The organism is Sheuella amnicola (assembly GCF_010499255.1).
Taxonomy (GTDB): Bacteria; Pseudomonadota; Gammaproteobacteria; order Burkholderiales; family Burkholderiaceae_B; genus Zwartia; species Zwartia amnicola.
In genome coordinates this window covers 327461-342996 of record NZ_JAAGRN010000001.1, presented here as the reverse complement: position 1 = coordinate 342996, position 15536 = coordinate 327461, and the positions used below count along the sequence as shown (strand labels likewise).

Here is a 15536-nt window from a genome sequence, read left to right as displayed (position 1 = left end):
TCTTACTCCTTGGGACAAGGAACTTCATTATTAGGTTGTATACGAGTTTCTCCGGGTGCTGATGAAATCATGACTGCCGCACCTTGTTTATATTCGCACAATCTGCCAACTTGGACCGAATTCATCGTGTGAGTTCCATCCTGATAGGTAATCGATACGCCCTCAACCATAACCGTATTGGAAACCAGCGAGCCGCCTGCACCGCCCGCTAAGCCGCCAAGGGCTATACCGGCGCCGGTGTTTCGAGATTGGTTACCCAGAACACCACCAATTACCGCGCCAAGTACGGCTCCACCAATCATGGCCGCCTGCTGGCCTTTAGTGTTATCCACTTCGACCTGGACAGGCGATAAGGCGATGATTTGAATAGTTTTGGCAGATTGCTGTTGATTAACCTGACCGCCACGATATACGTTTGGCTTGTAATTCTGACCGGTCGCACAACCGGCGAGTGCTAATACGCTGACCGATAACAGCGAACAACAAAATTTACGATTCATTTGATAAACCACCCATAGCGATGCTGATGTCCGATCGGACATCAGATATCGGTATTTTAAAAAAATAATCCTGTTTCAAGCTATGTTGAAACAGGATGAAACCGATACACCCCGGTCGATTTAGCTCAAGCCCTCGGCTTTTAAGGCCTTTTGAACACCGGTATCTTCGGACATTCTGGCAAAGTGAGCCTGCAAGTTCTTCAAAGAGCTCAGATCGATTTTTTTGGCAACTGCCCAACGCATCACAACATAGAGATAAGCGTCAGCCACCGAACGACTGTCGGATAACCAGTTGCGATTAGCCAATCGACTATCGGCGATAGCAAATAATTCTTTTAAGCGAGTTTCTGCATTGGCAACCAAACTCGCTTGTGCCGACTCGCCCTCGACAAATCTGGGGGCTCCAAAAACAAGGCTAAAAGTCTTGTGTAAATCAGAGTTCAGGAAGCCTAGCCAGCGACGGGTTTCAGAGCGCGCAGCAAGTGATGTACCACCCAAAAGCAGTGCCTGCGGATATTTCTCATCCAAATATTCAAGAATGGCAACGTTTTGCGTCAGGTAAAAACCGTTGTCATCAATGGCAGGTACCGCACCAAGCGGACTAATTTTCAAGTAGGGGGCTTCTTTAAGTGCTGTACGGGATACAGCTTCATATGTGAAGGGTTGACCTGTCCACTGAAGTGCAATGTGATCTACAAGTGAACAAGCGCCGGGCAAGCCAAAAAGTTTCATATCTTGATCCTGTGAATCTAACTAAATGAAAGAGGGAAGTTGTTGTTGAAGAATATCATTTCGTCACGTGATCTGAACCCCCTTAATTATCAGGGTCATTTATAGGGTTATTAATAGGGCCATTTCAATGCGGCGCTGCAGCAAAGAAAATGCCTCAAGCTTGTGCCAGCATTGGAAACAATCAAATTTCCTCGATCTGTGGAAAAGGGTAAGATCACAAAATCTTATTACAGGAATCAAACATGAGCCGCTCATTCAAAATTGCAGTACTACCAGGCGATGGTATTGGTAAAGAAGTCATGCCAGAAGGATTGCGAGTTTTAAAAACCGCTGCTGATAAATTCGGCCTGAATCTCGAGTTCCGCCATTTTGACTGGGCTTCTTGTGATTACTACGCAAAGACTGGCGAAATGATGCCAGCTGACTGGAAGAGTCATTTAATTGATTGCGATGCGATCTATTTCGGTGCAGTGGGTTGGCCTGACATTGTGCCTGACCATGTTTCCCTTTACGGATCATTGCTCAAGTTTCGGCGGGAATTTGATCAATACATCAATTTGCGCCCTGTGCGCTTATTCGATGGTGTCCCATGCCCGTTGGCCAATCGCAAAGCGGGTGATATCGATTTTTATGTTGTTCGCGAAAATACCGAGGGTGAATATTCCGCAGTTGGTGGTCGAATGTTTGAAGGCACGGACAGGGAAATTGTTCTGCAGGAATCGATTTTCACTCGCAAGGGTACGGACCGTGTCCTGCGTTTTGCCTTTGAGATGGCAACACGGCGTGCACGACGTCATGTAACGATTGCAACCAAGTCAAATGGTATCGCCATCAGCATGCCTTACTGGGATGAACGCGCAGCCGCAATCGGAAAGGAATATCCCGGCATTACGACCGATAAACAGCATATCGATATTCTCTCGGCTCGATTCGTATTGCAACCGGATCGCTTCGATATTGTTGTCGCTTCCAACTTGTTCGGCGATATCCTTTCGGATCTCGGTCCTGCCTGTACCGGCACGATCGGACTTGCACCATCTGCCAACCTGAACCCGGACCGCACTTTCCCATCCCTGTTCGAACCCGTGCACGGTTCGGCACCGGATATTTACGGTAAAAACATCGCGAACCCGGTTGCCATGATTTGGTCCGGAGCCTTGATGCTCGAATATCTGGGTCGCAGTTTATCTGAAGCAGAGCAAAAGCCTTACCAGGACGCGCACGATGCGATTGTTAAATCCATCGAAAAGGTTCTGGTTCAAGGCCCGCACACACCAGATTTAGGTGGCAAGTCATCCACATCCGACATGGGAGCAGCGATCAGCAAGCTTCTTGCCTGATAGTTCATGAAAGATGGTAGAGGAGACTACGTCATGTCGATAAACAAAAAAAATAACTTGAATTCGAGTCAGTTGGTACAAGGCAAGCGTCGGCAAGCTTTGCTTGGAGGTGCTGCGGTACTTTGCGCACCGGCCTTGTTGACTCGAAACGCATTTGCTCAGTCTTATCCTAGCAGGCCTGTCACCTTTATCTGCCCCTGGCCTGCAGGCGGTACGGCTGATGCAACTATGCGGGTTTTGGCTCAAATGATGTCCAAGGATCTAGGACAACCCGTTGTGGTCGAAAACAGGGCAGGCGCGGCCGGCATGATTGGTGCAAAGGCCCTCGCAAGCGCAAAGCCGGATGGCTACACGATTGGTCAACTTGCGCTGTCCGTTACACGGTTTTCCCAACTAGGCACAGTCCAGATAGATCCGATCAAGGACTACACCTTTTTAGGAATGACCTCGGCGCAAACTTTCGGCATCGTGGTGACCTCGGAGTCTCCCTACAAAACGATTCAGGAATTAATTGCATTCGCAAAAGCAAACCCCGATAAATTAACCTATTCGACCTCTGGAGTTGCCGGTCAAACCCACATCGGCATGGAAGAGTTTGCTCAGGCTGCCGGCATCAAGCTCAGACATGTGCCATACAAGGGTGGGGCGCCCGCGCTGCAAGGTCTTTTAGGCGGTCAAGTGGATATGCTTGCGGATTCGAGCTCCTGGTCGCAACTTGTCGAGTCGGGCAAATTACGCTTGCTGGTGACATGGGGTGAGGAGCGACTTCCGCGTTTCAAGTCCGTACCGACACTCAAGGAATTGGGCTTTGGTGTTGTCAATGATGCACCTAACGGCGTAGCTGCACCTGCAGGTCTTGAACCCGCAGTGGCAACCAAGCTTTCCCAGGCTGTTGAAAAGGCGGCAAAGAGTGAAGAGTTCAAAGCGGCTTGTCTCAAGATTGATGCCCCAGTGATGTATAAAGATCCGCAAGCCTATCGCCAGTACTTTGTGGATACCTACAAAAAAGAAACGATTCTGATTGAAAAACTGCAGTTGAAAAAACTGCTTGAGGGATAATTGATTCATGCCTGACTACACTAATCGCTTTAAAAAATCCCTCAAAGAAGGGCGTGCAAATATCGGGCTTTGGATCTCTTTGCCTACCGCGTTCACAACTGAAATCTGCGCTACCGCGGAATTCGACTGGATGCTGCTGGATGGTGAACATACTCCAACCGATCCTTTGACCATCATGTCACAGTTGCAAGCGTGTGCTGCCTACAACACGCAAGCAGTCGCGCGTCCGCCCATCGGCGAAACCTACATGATCAAACAGTTGCTTGATCTGGGTGTTCAAAATTTACTGATTCCCATGGTCGATACTCCGGAGCAGGCAAAAGAGCTCGTTCGGGCGGTACGCTATCCACCTCATGGCATTCGCGGTGTGGGCTATGGATCTGCCCGTGTCTCACGTTGGGACTCAAGAAAAGATTATGTTAAAGGCGCCAATGAAGAAGTTTGCTTGCTTGTGCAAGTCGAAACTGCGACCGGACTCGGCAATATCGATGCCATTTGCGCTGTTGATGGAGTCGACGGCGTCTTTTTGGGACCTTCGGACATTTCTGCCGCGTTAGGCCACCTTGGAAACCCAGGGCATCCCGAGGTTGTCGCAGAAATCGAAAGATGTATTGCCATCGTACTGAAGCACGGCAAAGCGGCGGGCATTCTTACGCCAGATCGAAATCTTGCTAAACGCTACCTCGAACTTGGTTGTACCTTCGTTGCAGTCGGTGCCGATGCCCGCATTCTTGCATTGGGTGCGCGTGAACTTCGCGCGGCTTTCCCAAGCTGATTATTCGGTAAGTCACACCGAAAGACATATCCCCATCTGGATTAAATGGGGATATGTTATTTTGGTCCAATGTATTTCCCCCACTGCGCAGACTTGATGATGAGGTCTAAGATTCATATATTGTCTGCAAAGGAAATATCTAGATGAAACTGACGTTCTTAGGTGCTGCCGGTACCGTAACCGGCTCGAAGACCCTTGTTTCTGTCGGAAACAAACGTATTCTGATTGACTGTGGACTTTTTCAAGGCTTCAAGAATCTCAGATTATTGAATTGGACTGATTTCCCGTTTGATGTAAATGACTTGGACGCGGTCATTTTGACTCACGCGCATCTGGATCATTCGGGTGCGTTACCATTATTAGTCAAGCAAGGCTATCGCGGTCCGATCTACGCAACGCCTTCTACGATCGATCTTTGCGAAATCATGCTTCTCGATAGCGCAAAACTTCAGGAAGAAGAAGCATCCTTCGCCAATCGCCATCACACATCCGGACATCAACCGGCATTGCCGCTTTATGACACACACGATGCAAAAAGGGCGCTTAAACAATTCAAATCCCTGAACATGAATCGGTCTTTGACTGTAGCTGAAGGCATAAGTGTTCGATTTCGGTCGGCAGGACACATCCTAGGCGCAAGTTCAGCAGAAATCACTGCCGAGGGTAAAACGGTTCTATTTTCTGGCGATCTTGGGCGTCCGGATAATCAGATCATGTTTCCGCCCGAACAGATCGACCACGCAGACTACATCATTGTTGAATCCACCTATGGTGACCGAACTCACGATAAAACCGATCCAGTCGAAAAATTTGCAGAAATCGTGAATCGTACGGTCGCGCGTGGAGGCATTGTTGTTGTGCCTTCATTCGCAGTTGGTCGTGCGCAGGAACTTTTACTTGCTATCTACAGAATGAAAAAGCGTCGATTGATACCGGATTTGCCCGTGTATCTGAATAGCCCAATGGCAATCGACATGACAGAGATTTATATGCGCCACTGCAAGGAACATAGGCTGTCAAAAGAAGAGTGTTCAGGAATGGGCTCAGTAGCAAAAATGGTGAGAACTGTGGAAGAGTCCAGACAACTTGATGCCATAAGGTTCCCATCGATTATCGTATCGGCGAGCGGTATGGCCACAGGCGGCAGGGTGCTTCACCATATCAAGGCGCTTGCTCCGGATCACAGGAATACGATTTTGTTTGCCGGATTTCAGGCCGGCGGTACACGTGGCGCCCGGATGGTCGCAGGTGAAAAATCGATTCGCATCTATGGCGATGACGTTCCGGTTAATGCTGAAGTCATATCTCTGGAGGGCATGTCCGCGCATGCGGACTCCGATCAGGTGATTGAATGGCTTAAAACAGCACCGTCTGCACCAAAAGCGGTTTATCTGACTCACGGCGAACCTGGACCAGCCGACACGCTCAGGCAAAGAATTAAACACGAGCTTGGATGGTCAGCTATGGCGCCATTGCTTGGACAGACAATTGACTTAATGTAAATGTCGCATAATGTATATTATGTAAAGTAATTATTTTATGTGTTTTGAAATGTAACTAATAAGCTGAAACCAGTACTTCGGATCAATCAGAATGAGATTATGTATTTTCGGTACGGGCGCAGTGGGTGGTCACCTCGCAGCAAGATTCATCTCTGCTGCAAAGGATGAGGTTTCTGTCATAGCCAGAGGTGCCCAACTTCAAGCCATTCGCACCAACGGGATCACCCTCCAATATGGCGATACCGTCTTTACAGGGCATCCCGCTCACGCGACGGATGATCCTGATGAACTTACGCCCCAGGATGTCATCATCGTGACCCTAAAGGCGCAAGCCATTCCGACGGTTGTCGAATCAATCGAAAAGTTGTTGTCACCAACAGGAGTTGTCATCTTTGCAATCAATGGCATACCGTGGTGGTGGAACTTCGGACTTCCAGTTGATCAAAAACCATTACCCTTGCTTGATCCGGATGCCAGTTTGTGGACAAGACTGAGAAAGCGTACTTTAGGCTGCGTTATCTATTCGCCCAACGAAGTAACGCGACCCGGAGTGGTCTTGGGGGCTCCCGGTGATCGCTGGATGATCGGTGAGCCTGACGGCTCCGAAACCCAGCGTCTGTCTGATGTAATCGCCCTTTTTGAGCGAGCCAATATCAAAGGCATTGCGACCTGCGATATTCGTAAGGAAGTCTGGAAGAAACTGGTCATCAATGCTGGGCTGAATCCCCTTGCTGCCCTCACCCGTTTGCCGACCGCTCAAATGACTTCTAACGAATCAGTCAGGCAGCAAATGAAGGATGTCATGCGAGAAGTATTGGAAATTGCCGCAGCAAGTGGCACGGACTTGCGCGATACGACAGACCTCGATGAAATGGTCGCACCTAAAAAGCGCCCCGGCTCTCTTCGTGCCTCCATGTTGCAGGATGTCTTAGCGGGCCGTTCTCTTGAAATTGAAGCCATTATCGGACAGGTTGTCGAATTTGCGCATGAATTAAAAGTGCCTGCACCCAAATGTGAATTACTTTTGGGCCTGACCAGAGGACTGGATCAATCTTTACACGCAGTCTGACGAGCTTGACCTTGGACCGAATAGCAATAAAATTGAACGAATCGCTTTCAACAGGATAATCGTCATGCATAGCCAAGAAAACATCGGAAAGTTAATACTGAGACTCGGTCTCGGTATTCTGCTGCTGATGCATGGCCTGAATAAATTGATTTATGGCTTGGACATGGTGGGTAACCTTGTAACGAATGCGGGCTGGCCCTACTTCATTACATATGGCGTATTGATTGGCGAGGTTCTGGCACCTTCGTTGATTATTCTTGGAGTTTTAACACGTGCATCTGCGATATTGATTGCTGTAAATATGGCAGTTGGTATTTATCTTGTTCATATGCGCGATATCTTCGTCATTGCAAAAAATGGCGCGTGGGCCCTCGAGCTGCAAGGTTTTTATTTGATCTCTGCCCTTGCAATTGCTTTCCTCGGGGCCGGATCTTACAGCTTCGCGGGCAGTCGAGGTCGATTCAATTAGCAGAAAATCCAAGTTCAATTCGGGATGCCGAATTGGGCTTTGATTCTGGCCATATCGGCCTCCATCTCGTGCCTTGCCTGCAATAAGCATTGAGCGGTATCACCTGCCTGTTTATGCTTACATTCATCAATTGCTATTTGATATGCTGCCATTGCTTCTTTTTTTGCAGTCGCGAACTGCTCATCTAACGTGATGTCCTCTTGCGTCCATCTTTCAGGATCATGATCTCGTTTTTGAACTTCAGTTAGAGATTGCGAATTGGGAGGGGGCGCAAGTGGCACAGGTACAGACAATGGACTCTGTGAATAGGCCATGGTCGAATAAACAAACAATCCAGAACTCACTATGTGTAAGACCGTAGTTTTAAAATAAATGTTCATGATGACACCAATTGATGTGGCATGATTTATACACTCAAGCTTATGCGATTTTCGCCACTCTACCCTGTTTTTTCATTAATTGTCGGATGAAGTATGACTTATATCAAGTTTATTAATAAGTTATGGATCGTCATTTCCTGCATGTTTTTACATATGTTCGCAGTGGGGGCGAACGCACAACTTTCTGTCGGTGCCACTGCGCCAATGTTCACGACATCAGCTGCACTTGCCGGCCAGACTTTTAAATTTTCCCTTTCTGAGGCACTCGTTAAGGGGCCAGCAGTTGTTTATTTTTATCCTAAGGCATTTACAACAGGATGCACGATAGAAGCAAATCTATTTGCCGAGGCATCAGACAAATTTGCACGTCTTCATACTACTGTCGTTGGCGTCTCCGCTGATGATATTGATACGCTCTTGAAGTTTTCCACTGGTCCATGTGGCGGAAAATTCGCGGTAGCTTCCGATCAGGATCTTAAAATTATTCAGGCCTATCGCGCGGCCCTTAAAGTTCGTCCGGATATGGCGGACAGAATTTCGTATGTGATTACCCCGGATCGTAAAATTTTATCTGTCATCAGCAGTGCCAATCCCGATCAACATGTCAATCAATCCTTGCAAGCTATCAAAGCATGGGGCGATCGCTCAATAAAAAACTAGGACAATGATCAATGACTACGTTATGTTGGTTTCGAAACGACCTGCGGATTGATGATCAACCCGCACTTCGCGCCGCAACCGATCATTCGCAAACAATTGCTCTCTATATTGCATCTCCCCAGCAGTGGCATGCCCACGGTGATGCTCCCGTTAAGGTTGATTTTTGGTTGCGGTCCTTGCACGCTTTACGCAATGATCTTGCGCAAATGAACATCCCTTTGATGTGGTTAGTTGTTGATCGGTGGTCTGATGTTCCACAGGCTCTATTGGATTTTTGCCTTTTGCACAAAATCGATCACGTTCATTGCAATCGTGAACACGCGCTGAATGAGAGAAAACGTGATCGTGCCTGCTATCAATTACTGAAAGCTCATTCGATTGCAATGACAGGGCATCATGGAACAACGCTATTTGTTCCGGGCTCGGTCAAAACAGGATCTGATCAGTATTACCGGGTATTCACCCCTTTTTCCAAGACCTGCAAAGAGCGATTGCGCATTGCTCCTTATCAGTTATCCGAGACACCTATTGCTCAAAATGCTGCGGGCCTTCCCGCTTCGGATCCATTGCCCGAAAATATGCCTGGATGGCCTGCACCGGATTCACGTTTGCGTGATTACTGGCCTGCCACAACGGATCATGCGCATGCGCTGTTATCTGACTTTGTCGATAGAAGAATTTTTGACTATCAACAAGCAAGAGACTTTCCCGCGATAGATGGTACGAGCACTTTGTCACCCTACCTCGCTGCAGGCTTGCTTTCGGCCGGTCAATGCCTGAACGCCGCCATGCGTGCTAACCAGGGTGAAATCGCAACTGGCCACCAAGGTGTTGTGACCTGGATAAATGAAATACTCTGGCGAGAGTTTTATCAGCACCTGCTTTACGGGTTTCCTACTTTGTCCATGCATCAACCGATGCGGCCTGAAACAAATGGTGTTGCCTGGCGTGTCGCACCAGATGATTTCAAAGCGTGGTGCGAAGCGCGCACCGGTGTACCCATTGTCGATGCAGCCATGAGGCAGTTGGTTTCCACAGGTTGGATGCACAATCGTCTTCGCATGGTTGTAGCAATGTATTTGACCAAAAACCTATTAATAGACTGGCGATTAGGAGAAGCGTTTTTCATGCGCCACCTAGTTGATGGTGAAATTGGTGCCAATAACGGTGGATGGCAATGGAGTGCATCGACAGGTGCAGATGCCGCGCCATATTTCAGAGTTTTCAACCCAATCAGTCAATCGGAAAAATTTGATCCGGATGGTTTGTTCATCCGTAAGTGGTTGCCGGAACTTGCAACTTTATCTAATAGAGAAATACATGATCCATCCGATATGGATCGCGAAAGACTTCACTACCCACCACAGATAGTTGATTTGAAATCTAGTCGGTTGCGCGCAATTGCTGCATTTTCCGATTTAAAAAATTAGAATGAGCAATCAGAAACCGATATAAATCTAAATCGCGGAGACTTTATGATCGATCTTTACTATTGGACAACACCGAACGGCCACAAAATCACGATGTTTCTCGAAGAGGCTGGCCTTGAATATGAAGTGATTCCGGTGAATATTTCCAAGGGCGAACAATTTAATCCTGATTTTTTGAAAATCGCACCGAATAACCGTATTCCCGCTATCGTCGATCATTCACCTGTAGATGGAGGTTCGCCAATATCGGTCTTTGAATCAGGGGCGATTCTTCAGTATCTTGCCGAAAAAACGGGAAAATTTCTTTCAACTGATCTTCGCCAGCGCACAATAACAATGCAGTGGTTATTTTGGCAGATGGGAGGGCTTGGACCCATGGCGGGTCAGAACCATCACTTTGGAACATATGCGCCTGAAAAAATCCCCTATGCGATCCAGCGGTATGTGAACGAAACAAATCGACTTTACGGGGTATTGAATAAACATCTAGCCGATCGTGAATTTATCGCAGACTCTTATTCGATCGCTGATATGGCTTGTTATCCCTGGATTGTTTCGCATCAGAGGCAAAGTCAAAAATTGGAGGATTTTCCTCATCTGCACAAATGGTTTAATGCAATTGCGGCCCGACCCGCGACCAAGCGAGCATACGCTATTGTTGAAAAAATTAACTCGCAGCCGACAATTCATGACGAAAATTCACGCAAAATTCTATTTGGTCAGAATGCTTCAAATCTACCTTCAGGTCAGCAAAAATGATTAAGCGTCTGGTGCTGTCGGCTTTAATTCTGTTCGGGATCAGCGGATGCCAAAGCAATCAACGCGCTGCGGATATCACGCTGGCCAACCAGGCATCAACGCTCTCCCAAAAGGATCAAAGTCAGGAAATTCCGAATACAAATATCGTTACGAACTCGAACTCCAATACAAAACCGAATACGGTTTCCGGTCCGAATAAAACACCTGACGTACAAACGATCACGCTTGTCAAAACCAAGCCTGATTGCAAAGGCAATGATTGTCCAGTCATCAAGGTGAAACGTCTAAATTTCACCGGTCGAGATAGATTCAATACATTTTTGGATAAAACCATGGCAAGCATGGTTCAAATGGAATCGAATCAGTCGCAGTCATTCAATACCTTCAACGAATTCGCTGAATATTTCTGGAGGACTTCTAAACCACGTGATGAAGTTGTCATCCAAGCAAGCGTGATTCGAGGCGATGAAAATATTGTCGTTATTCAGCTGGATGGCTACATTTATTCCGGCGGAGCTCACGGGATGAGCACGACACAATACATAAACTGGTTACCCAAGACAGATCGCCTGCTATCGCTTGAAACGATGTTATTGCCAAATAAAATGCGTGCATTTCAGGCACTATTGAAAAAGCAATATGACATATGGTTACGACAAAATCGCGAGGCGATATCCAATCCGGATTCGTACAAGAAAAAATGGCCATTTGTCGAAAATGACAATGCAGCCCTTCTTAAAGAAGGGGTTGCCATTACATACGACCCTTACGCAATTGCCCCCTACTCTTTCGGCCGACCGACTTTAATTGTGCCATTCAAGGATTTGAAAGGAATTCTTCGTCCCGAACTTCTTCCTAAATAGACTTAGGCCCCATCAGATTCCAAACTAATCTGGCTACGGCTCGTGCTGTGTGGCCATCGATATCAAACTGTGGATTGAACTCGGCCAGATCCGCCAATCTCATTTTTCCGCTATTTTTAACGGCCATGGCGATAGATTCGATCACAGTAAGCGGCACTCCTAGAGATGCGGGAGCAGAGACGCCTGGTGCAACACTGGCGGGCAGGACATCAATATCGATTGTCAGATAAACATCATCGGCATCATCCAGAAGTCTTTGAAGTCGGAACAAGACGGAGTCAAGATGCCTTTCCTGAAGGTTCTTATCTTCGATAAAGTCCGCGCCGAGCGCATGCGCGCGTTCGAATAATGCCGGAGTGTTAGCAATGCGTGACACCCCCCAACAGGCATATTTAAAATTTCGATTATTTTTTTGACATTCAATGGCAATTTGATCAAACGGGGTGCCGGAACTTCCAGGCCGACTTCCACGTAAATCAAAATGCGCATCAAGATTCAGAATCAAAAGTTTTCTATGATTCAAGCGTCCGGAAGAATGTTCCTGCGTGATTAACCATTTCTGTAATCCCTGAAAACTCCCCCAAGCAATTTCATGGCCCCCCCCTATGACGACCGGTACAAGTTGACTGGAAAGCATCATTGCTACATGCTCACCTAGCAACGCTTGAGCTTGCTCAAGGTCATCCTCCTGACATGACACGTCACCAAAATCATACAAAACAGAGTGATGGTGCGCCGGCAAGCCCGCAAGAATACGTCTTACAGCTTGAGGGCCAAGCCTAGCTCCGATTCTGCCTTGGTTTCGGGCAACGCCGGCGTCACAAGCAAATCCAAGAATTGCGCTCGAATCGGGAAGAACCGAATGATGGTCGGGTGCTTGAACGACTTGATATAGCCGACGTACATCCCCTGGCTCTGCGCTATCATCGCGCCCTTTCCATTGTGATAGATCAGCCGGAATATGCATCAGAATGATTTTTGATCAGGTTTGAGGACAGCTTGTAGAAATTCTTTTGTTCTTGGCTGAACAGGATCAGTGAATATGACTTGGGGTGATCCCGATTCAATGACAATCCCGGCATCCATCACTGCTACACGATCGGCTACTTCACGGGCGAATCCCATTTCATGGGTGACCACCATCATGGTCATCCCTTCTCTAGCTAACAGTTTCATGACAGAAAGCACTTCACCTACAAGTTCAGGGTCAAGCGCCGAAGTCGGCTCATCAAAAAGCATGACTTCGGGTTCCATAGCCAGTGCTCTCGCTATGGCCACACGCTGTTTTTGACCACCTGACAAACTTGCAGGCATGGCGGACAATTTTTCGGATAAGCCGACTTTTGCCAGAAGCGAACTCGCCCTCTCCCCCGCTTCGACTTTGTTCAGGCCTAGCAGAGTTCTCGGTCCAACAGTGACATTCTCAAGCACCGTCAAGTGAGGAAACAAATTGAAAGATTGAAAAACCATACCAACACGCATGCGGAGTTTATTCAATTTGGGCTCTTCGATCATTTTCCCATGATCAAGAAGACGTTCACCGCAAATGTCTATGATTCCCGATTGGGCGACCTCCAGGCCATTGCAGCAGCGAAGCAATGTACTTTTACCCGACCCGGATGGGCCGATCACCACAACGACTTCAGATTTTTTGACTTCGAAATCAATGCCTTTAAGCACCAGGTGATTTCCAAATGATTTCGATAAATCACGAATACTGATCATGCTATCGCTCATTGCACCATTCCTCCGGCGCGCAGGCGCTTCTCGATGACTCGCAGGATCGCTGATGTTGCGCTTGTCAAAACAAGGTAAATGAGAGCTACAACTAAATAGACTTCAAGAGAGCGGTAAGTGACACTAATGATTTTCTGCCCCTCATGCATCAAGTCATGAATGGTCAGCAAAGAGACAAGTGCCGAATTTTTAATTAACGCAATGAACTCGTTTCCGAGCGGAGGAATCATGCGGACAATTGCCTGAGGAATAATGATCTGACGCATAGCCTGCGCGGATGACATCCCCAGAGAACGAGCGGCTTCATTCTGACCGCGATCAACAGATTGAATTGCACCCCGGACAATTTCCGATACATATGCCCCGGAATACATGCCAAGACCGACGACACCACAAGCAAAGGCAGGCAGCATTAATCCGAATTGCGGCAAGCCGAAAAACCAGATGAAAAGCTGAACAAGTAGTGGCGTGCCACGAAAAAAAATCAAATAAACTGAACAAGCGCCATACACCAAACGTCTTTGGGGATTAAGCCGACCGATTCCAACAAGCAGACCAATCACGCATCCCAGTAATAATGCGCAGGCAGTGACTTCAACTGTGACAACCGCTCCCTTAACAAGCATGCCCCAGTCTGCAAAGACCGGGGAAAAGTCAAAACTCATTTGGCAGGAGCCTCAAACCACTTGGCAACGAGTTTGTCGTAGACCCCGTTTGCCTTGATTTTTTTAAGTGCTTCATTAATGGCCTGGGTTGTTGCAGGCTGATTCTTAGGAATCGCCATGCCATATTCCTCAGTCGTGATTTGCTCAGCCAATACAGTCATATCGGGATGGCTTTGCGCATAAAGTTTAGCCGCTGGTTTGCCGGTAACCGCTGCAGCAGTCCGTCCGATTTGAGCAAGATTGAACATTTCCTGATTTTTTTCGACCTCTACGCGTTCAACTTTAGGAAAATTGTCTTTCAGGTAGTTCACCGACTTTGTTCCAACTTGAACAGAGACCTTTTTGCCGTCAAGATCCTTCAGATTTTTGACCGGGCCATCTTTTTTGGTAAGAACCACCAGACCCCCTGCGTAGTATGGATCGCTAAAGTCCACAACCTTTTTACGCTCATCTGTAATGTAAATAGCTGACATTGCCATATCTGCGCGACCGGATTGCAAAGCAGGAATCAATCCTTTGAAATCGATATCGATCCATTCGATGGGACGCCCCATTTCTTTGCCTAGCGCTTCGACCAAATCAATATCAAACCCCGTGCGTTTGCCATCCTTGACGAACTCCATCGGAGGAAACGTTGCATCTGTCACGACTCGAAGTGGCGTTTTTTGAGCAAATGAGGCAGCGGATGCCAGTCCGGCTAAAGTAAATAAACAGGCAATCAGTGAGCGACGGGTAACAAACATGATCAATCCTTTAAAGGAAATGTGAAATCAGATGAAATCACATATAAATTAACCGAAATAGCCAAAAGTTATATTAGGTAAAACCAAAATAAAAGTTGAATCTATTTCTGATTATCTGAGGCACGCCTCTTTTCGGCAATTTTCTCAAGCGCGGCAGCAAGATCATTTTTTCCTTTCATGCGCGCAATTTCAACTGCGTCCTGTGCCTTGAAATTGGATGCGGAAGGATCGGCGCCGGCATTCAATAGCAATTGAACAGTCTCGATATTGTCCGATTGCACTGCCAGAATCAAAGCGGTATCACCGGTGGGCGCGACCTCGTTGGGATCGGCCCCTTTAGATAACAGAAGCTTAGCAATATTGGCGCGCCCCTTAATGCTCGCATAATGCAAAGGAGTCCAATCGGATTTATTGACATTGGCGCCAAGTGCGATGAGTTTTTGCGCTCGAGGTAAATCGCCTACCAGAGCTACATACATCAGCGGACTTTCACCTAATTGATTAAGTTGGTTGACGTTGATTTTGGGACTCGCCAGAAGCGCATCGAATACTTTCCAGGATCCGTCCCTGACTGCCTGAATGAGTGCCGGTTGATTATTTTTATTGACGGTATTCGGGTCAAGTCCACGATTCAGAAGTTCAATCAGATCATCTGATTTGTCATTCGTGACATACACCCATAAATCCTTTTCATTGGCAGCTTCGGAGCTTATCGCACAAAAAAAAGTCATAGAGGAAAAGAAAATAATTGCGATTTTTTTAAATAGCCGGATATTTTTATTCATATTCAAATTAAATCCATCGATTTATACATAATAAGTTGATAAATTACATTAAATAAATAAGTTTAAAT

At 47.1% G+C, this 15536-nt stretch carries 18 protein-coding genes; 10 read left to right on the top strand and 8 right to left on the bottom strand.

The annotated features are described in order from the left end of the window. Positions 1–2: 2 nt before the first annotated feature. Both G3I67_RS01685 and G3I67_RS01680 read right to left on the bottom strand, forming a co-directional pair. On the bottom strand, positions 3–500 hold the full coding sequence (locus tag G3I67_RS01685) for a hypothetical protein (RefSeq protein WP_163651220.1): 498 nt from the start codon (positions 498–500) through the stop codon (positions 3–5). A gap of 120 nt (positions 501–620) precedes the next feature. Next, positions 621–1232 (bottom strand): glutathione S-transferase N-terminal domain-containing protein, encoded by a 612-nt coding sequence (locus tag G3I67_RS01680; RefSeq protein ID WP_163651219.1) that lies wholly within the window; start codon positions 1230–1232, stop codon positions 621–623. Between the two features lie 242 nt (positions 1233–1474). Here G3I67_RS01680 and G3I67_RS01675 point away from each other — a divergent pair, with 242 nt between their 5' ends. The 6 genes from G3I67_RS01675 (at position 1475) to G3I67_RS01650 (ending at position 7446) form a co-directional block, all read left to right on the top strand. Further along, the gene (locus G3I67_RS01675; RefSeq protein WP_163651218.1) at positions 1475–2572 is read left to right on the top strand and encodes a tartrate dehydrogenase; all 1098 of its coding nucleotides are present in this window, start codon (positions 1475–1477) and stop codon (positions 2570–2572) included. A 33-nt stretch (positions 2573–2605) separates the two neighbouring features. Then, positions 2606–3631 (top strand): Bug family tripartite tricarboxylate transporter substrate binding protein, encoded by a 1026-nt coding sequence (locus G3I67_RS01670; RefSeq protein ID WP_163651217.1) that lies wholly within the window; start codon positions 2606–2608, stop codon positions 3629–3631. A 7-nt stretch (positions 3632–3638) separates the two neighbouring features. Further along, the gene (locus tag G3I67_RS01665) at positions 3639–4406 is read left to right on the top strand and encodes an aldolase/citrate lyase family protein (RefSeq protein WP_163651216.1); all 768 of its coding nucleotides are present in this window, start codon (positions 3639–3641) and stop codon (positions 4404–4406) included. 143 nt (positions 4407–4549) lie between these two features. Further along, on the top strand, positions 4550–5908 hold the full coding sequence (locus G3I67_RS01660; RefSeq protein ID WP_163651215.1) for an MBL fold metallo-hydrolase: 1359 nt from the start codon (positions 4550–4552) through the stop codon (positions 5906–5908). Between the two features lie 91 nt (positions 5909–5999). Further along, on the top strand, positions 6000–6977 hold the full coding sequence (locus G3I67_RS01655; RefSeq protein ID WP_163651214.1) for a ketopantoate reductase family protein: 978 nt from the start codon (positions 6000–6002) through the stop codon (positions 6975–6977). Positions 6978–7041: 64 nt separating this feature from the next. Continuing rightward, entirely contained in the window at positions 7042–7446 is a 405-nt protein-coding gene (locus G3I67_RS01650) for a DoxX family protein (RefSeq protein ID WP_163651213.1), read from the top strand. A 14-nt stretch (positions 7447–7460) separates the two neighbouring features. Here G3I67_RS01650 and G3I67_RS01645 read toward each other — a convergent pair whose 3' ends face one another. Further along, on the bottom strand, positions 7461–7826 hold the full coding sequence (locus tag G3I67_RS01645) for a hypothetical protein (RefSeq protein ID WP_163651212.1): 366 nt from the start codon (positions 7824–7826) through the stop codon (positions 7461–7463). 93 nt (positions 7827–7919) lie between these two features. Here G3I67_RS01645 and G3I67_RS01640 point away from each other — a divergent pair, with 93 nt between their 5' ends. The 4 genes from G3I67_RS01640 to G3I67_RS01625 are packed head-to-tail and all read left to right on the top strand — an operon-like array spanning position 7920 to position 11538. After that, positions 7920–8486, top strand: a complete 567-nt coding sequence (locus G3I67_RS01640) for a peroxiredoxin (protein WP_235931603.1) — start codon at positions 7920–7922, stop codon at positions 8484–8486. Between the two features lie 11 nt (positions 8487–8497). After that, positions 8498–9916 carry a cryptochrome/photolyase family protein gene (locus G3I67_RS01635; RefSeq protein ID WP_163651211.1) on the top strand — a complete coding sequence of 473 codons (1419 nt, stop codon included), beginning with the start codon at positions 8498–8500 and terminating at the stop codon, positions 9914–9916. Positions 9917–9961: 45 nt separating this feature from the next. Then, positions 9962–10675, top strand: coding sequence for a glutathione binding-like protein (locus G3I67_RS01630; protein ID WP_163651210.1), 714 nt, complete (start codon positions 9962–9964; stop codon positions 10673–10675). After that, positions 10672–11538, top strand: a complete 867-nt coding sequence (locus G3I67_RS01625) for a PdaC/RsiV family protein (protein WP_163651209.1) — start codon at positions 10672–10674, stop codon at positions 11536–11538. The genes G3I67_RS01630 and G3I67_RS01625 overlap by 4 nt, the downstream gene beginning before the upstream one ends. On the opposite strand, the gene hutG is transcribed toward G3I67_RS01625, so the two are convergent. The 5 genes from hutG to G3I67_RS01600 form a co-directional block, all read right to left on the bottom strand. After that, the gene (hutG, locus tag G3I67_RS01620) at positions 11531–12505 is read right to left on the bottom strand and encodes a formimidoylglutamase (protein WP_163651208.1); all 975 of its coding nucleotides are present in this window, start codon (positions 12503–12505) and stop codon (positions 11531–11533) included. The two genes, G3I67_RS01625 and hutG, sit on opposite strands and share 8 nt — an antisense overlap. Next, positions 12505–13275 carry an amino acid ABC transporter ATP-binding protein gene (locus tag G3I67_RS01615; RefSeq protein ID WP_375539290.1) on the bottom strand — a complete coding sequence of 257 codons (771 nt, stop codon included), beginning with the start codon at positions 13273–13275 and terminating at the stop codon, positions 12505–12507. Before G3I67_RS01615 ends, hutG begins: the two co-directional genes overlap by 1 nt. Then, a complete protein-coding gene (gene ehuC / locus G3I67_RS01610; RefSeq protein WP_163651207.1) occupies positions 13272–13940 on the bottom strand; it encodes an ectoine/hydroxyectoine ABC transporter permease subunit EhuC in 669 nt (222 codons plus the stop codon). The genes G3I67_RS01615 and ehuC overlap by 4 nt, the downstream gene beginning before the upstream one ends. After that, positions 13937–14683, bottom strand: a complete 747-nt coding sequence (locus tag G3I67_RS01605) for a transporter substrate-binding domain-containing protein (protein WP_163651206.1) — start codon at positions 14681–14683, stop codon at positions 13937–13939. Before G3I67_RS01605 ends, ehuC begins: the two co-directional genes overlap by 4 nt. A 101-nt stretch (positions 14684–14784) precedes the next feature. Beyond that, on the bottom strand, positions 14785–15468 hold the full coding sequence (locus G3I67_RS01600; protein WP_163651205.1) for an ankyrin repeat domain-containing protein: 684 nt from the start codon (positions 15466–15468) through the stop codon (positions 14785–14787). Positions 15469–15536: the final 68 nt, after the last annotated feature.

What these genes read in the sequence shown, in the direction of transcription:
- G3I67_RS01680 (WP_163651219.1), bottom strand. Translation starts at nt 1,232, where the DNA reads ATGAAACTTTTTGGCTTGCCCGGCGCTTGTTCACTTGTAGATCACATT.
- G3I67_RS01660 (WP_163651215.1), top strand. Translation starts at nt 4,550, where the DNA reads ATGAAACTGACGTTCTTAGGTGCTGCCGGTACCGTAACCGGCTCGAAG.
- G3I67_RS01635 (WP_163651211.1), top strand. Translation starts at nt 8,498, where the DNA reads ATGACTACGTTATGTTGGTTTCGAAACGACCTGCGGATTGATGATCAA.
- G3I67_RS01605 (WP_163651206.1), bottom strand. Translation starts at nt 14,683, where the DNA reads ATGTTTGTTACCCGTCGCTCACTGATTGCCTGTTTATTTACTTTAGCC.
- G3I67_RS01655 (WP_163651214.1), top strand. Translation starts at nt 6,000, where the DNA reads ATGAGATTATGTATTTTCGGTACGGGCGCAGTGGGTGGTCACCTCGCA.
- G3I67_RS01630 (WP_163651210.1), top strand. Translation starts at nt 9,962, where the DNA reads ATGATCGATCTTTACTATTGGACAACACCGAACGGCCACAAAATCACG.
- G3I67_RS01640 (WP_235931603.1), top strand. Translation starts at nt 7,920, where the DNA reads ATGACTTATATCAAGTTTATTAATAAGTTATGGATCGTCATTTCCTGC.
- G3I67_RS01625 (WP_163651209.1), top strand. Translation starts at nt 10,672, where the DNA reads ATGATTAAGCGTCTGGTGCTGTCGGCTTTAATTCTGTTCGGGATCAGC.
- hutG (WP_163651208.1), bottom strand. Translation starts at nt 12,505, where the DNA reads ATGCATATTCCGGCTGATCTATCACAATGGAAAGGGCGCGATGATAGC.
- G3I67_RS01670 (WP_163651217.1), top strand. Translation starts at nt 2,606, where the DNA reads ATGTCGATAAACAAAAAAAATAACTTGAATTCGAGTCAGTTGGTACAA.
- G3I67_RS01675 (WP_163651218.1), top strand. Translation starts at nt 1,475, where the DNA reads ATGAGCCGCTCATTCAAAATTGCAGTACTACCAGGCGATGGTATTGGT.
- G3I67_RS01615 (WP_375539290.1), bottom strand. Translation starts at nt 13,275, where the DNA reads ATGAGCGATAGCATGATCAGTATTCGTGATTTATCGAAATCATTTGGA.
- ehuC (WP_163651207.1), bottom strand. Translation starts at nt 13,940, where the DNA reads ATGAGTTTTGACTTTTCCCCGGTCTTTGCAGACTGGGGCATGCTTGTT.
- G3I67_RS01645 (WP_163651212.1), bottom strand. Translation starts at nt 7,826, where the DNA reads ATGAACATTTATTTTAAAACTACGGTCTTACACATAGTGAGTTCTGGA.
- G3I67_RS01685 (WP_163651220.1), bottom strand. Translation starts at nt 500, where the DNA reads ATGAATCGTAAATTTTGTTGTTCGCTGTTATCGGTCAGCGTATTAGCA.
- G3I67_RS01600 (WP_163651205.1), bottom strand. Translation starts at nt 15,468, where the DNA reads ATGAATAAAAATATCCGGCTATTTAAAAAAATCGCAATTATTTTCTTT.
- G3I67_RS01665 (WP_163651216.1), top strand. Translation starts at nt 3,639, where the DNA reads ATGCCTGACTACACTAATCGCTTTAAAAAATCCCTCAAAGAAGGGCGT.
- G3I67_RS01650 (WP_163651213.1), top strand. Translation starts at nt 7,042, where the DNA reads ATGCATAGCCAAGAAAACATCGGAAAGTTAATACTGAGACTCGGTCTC.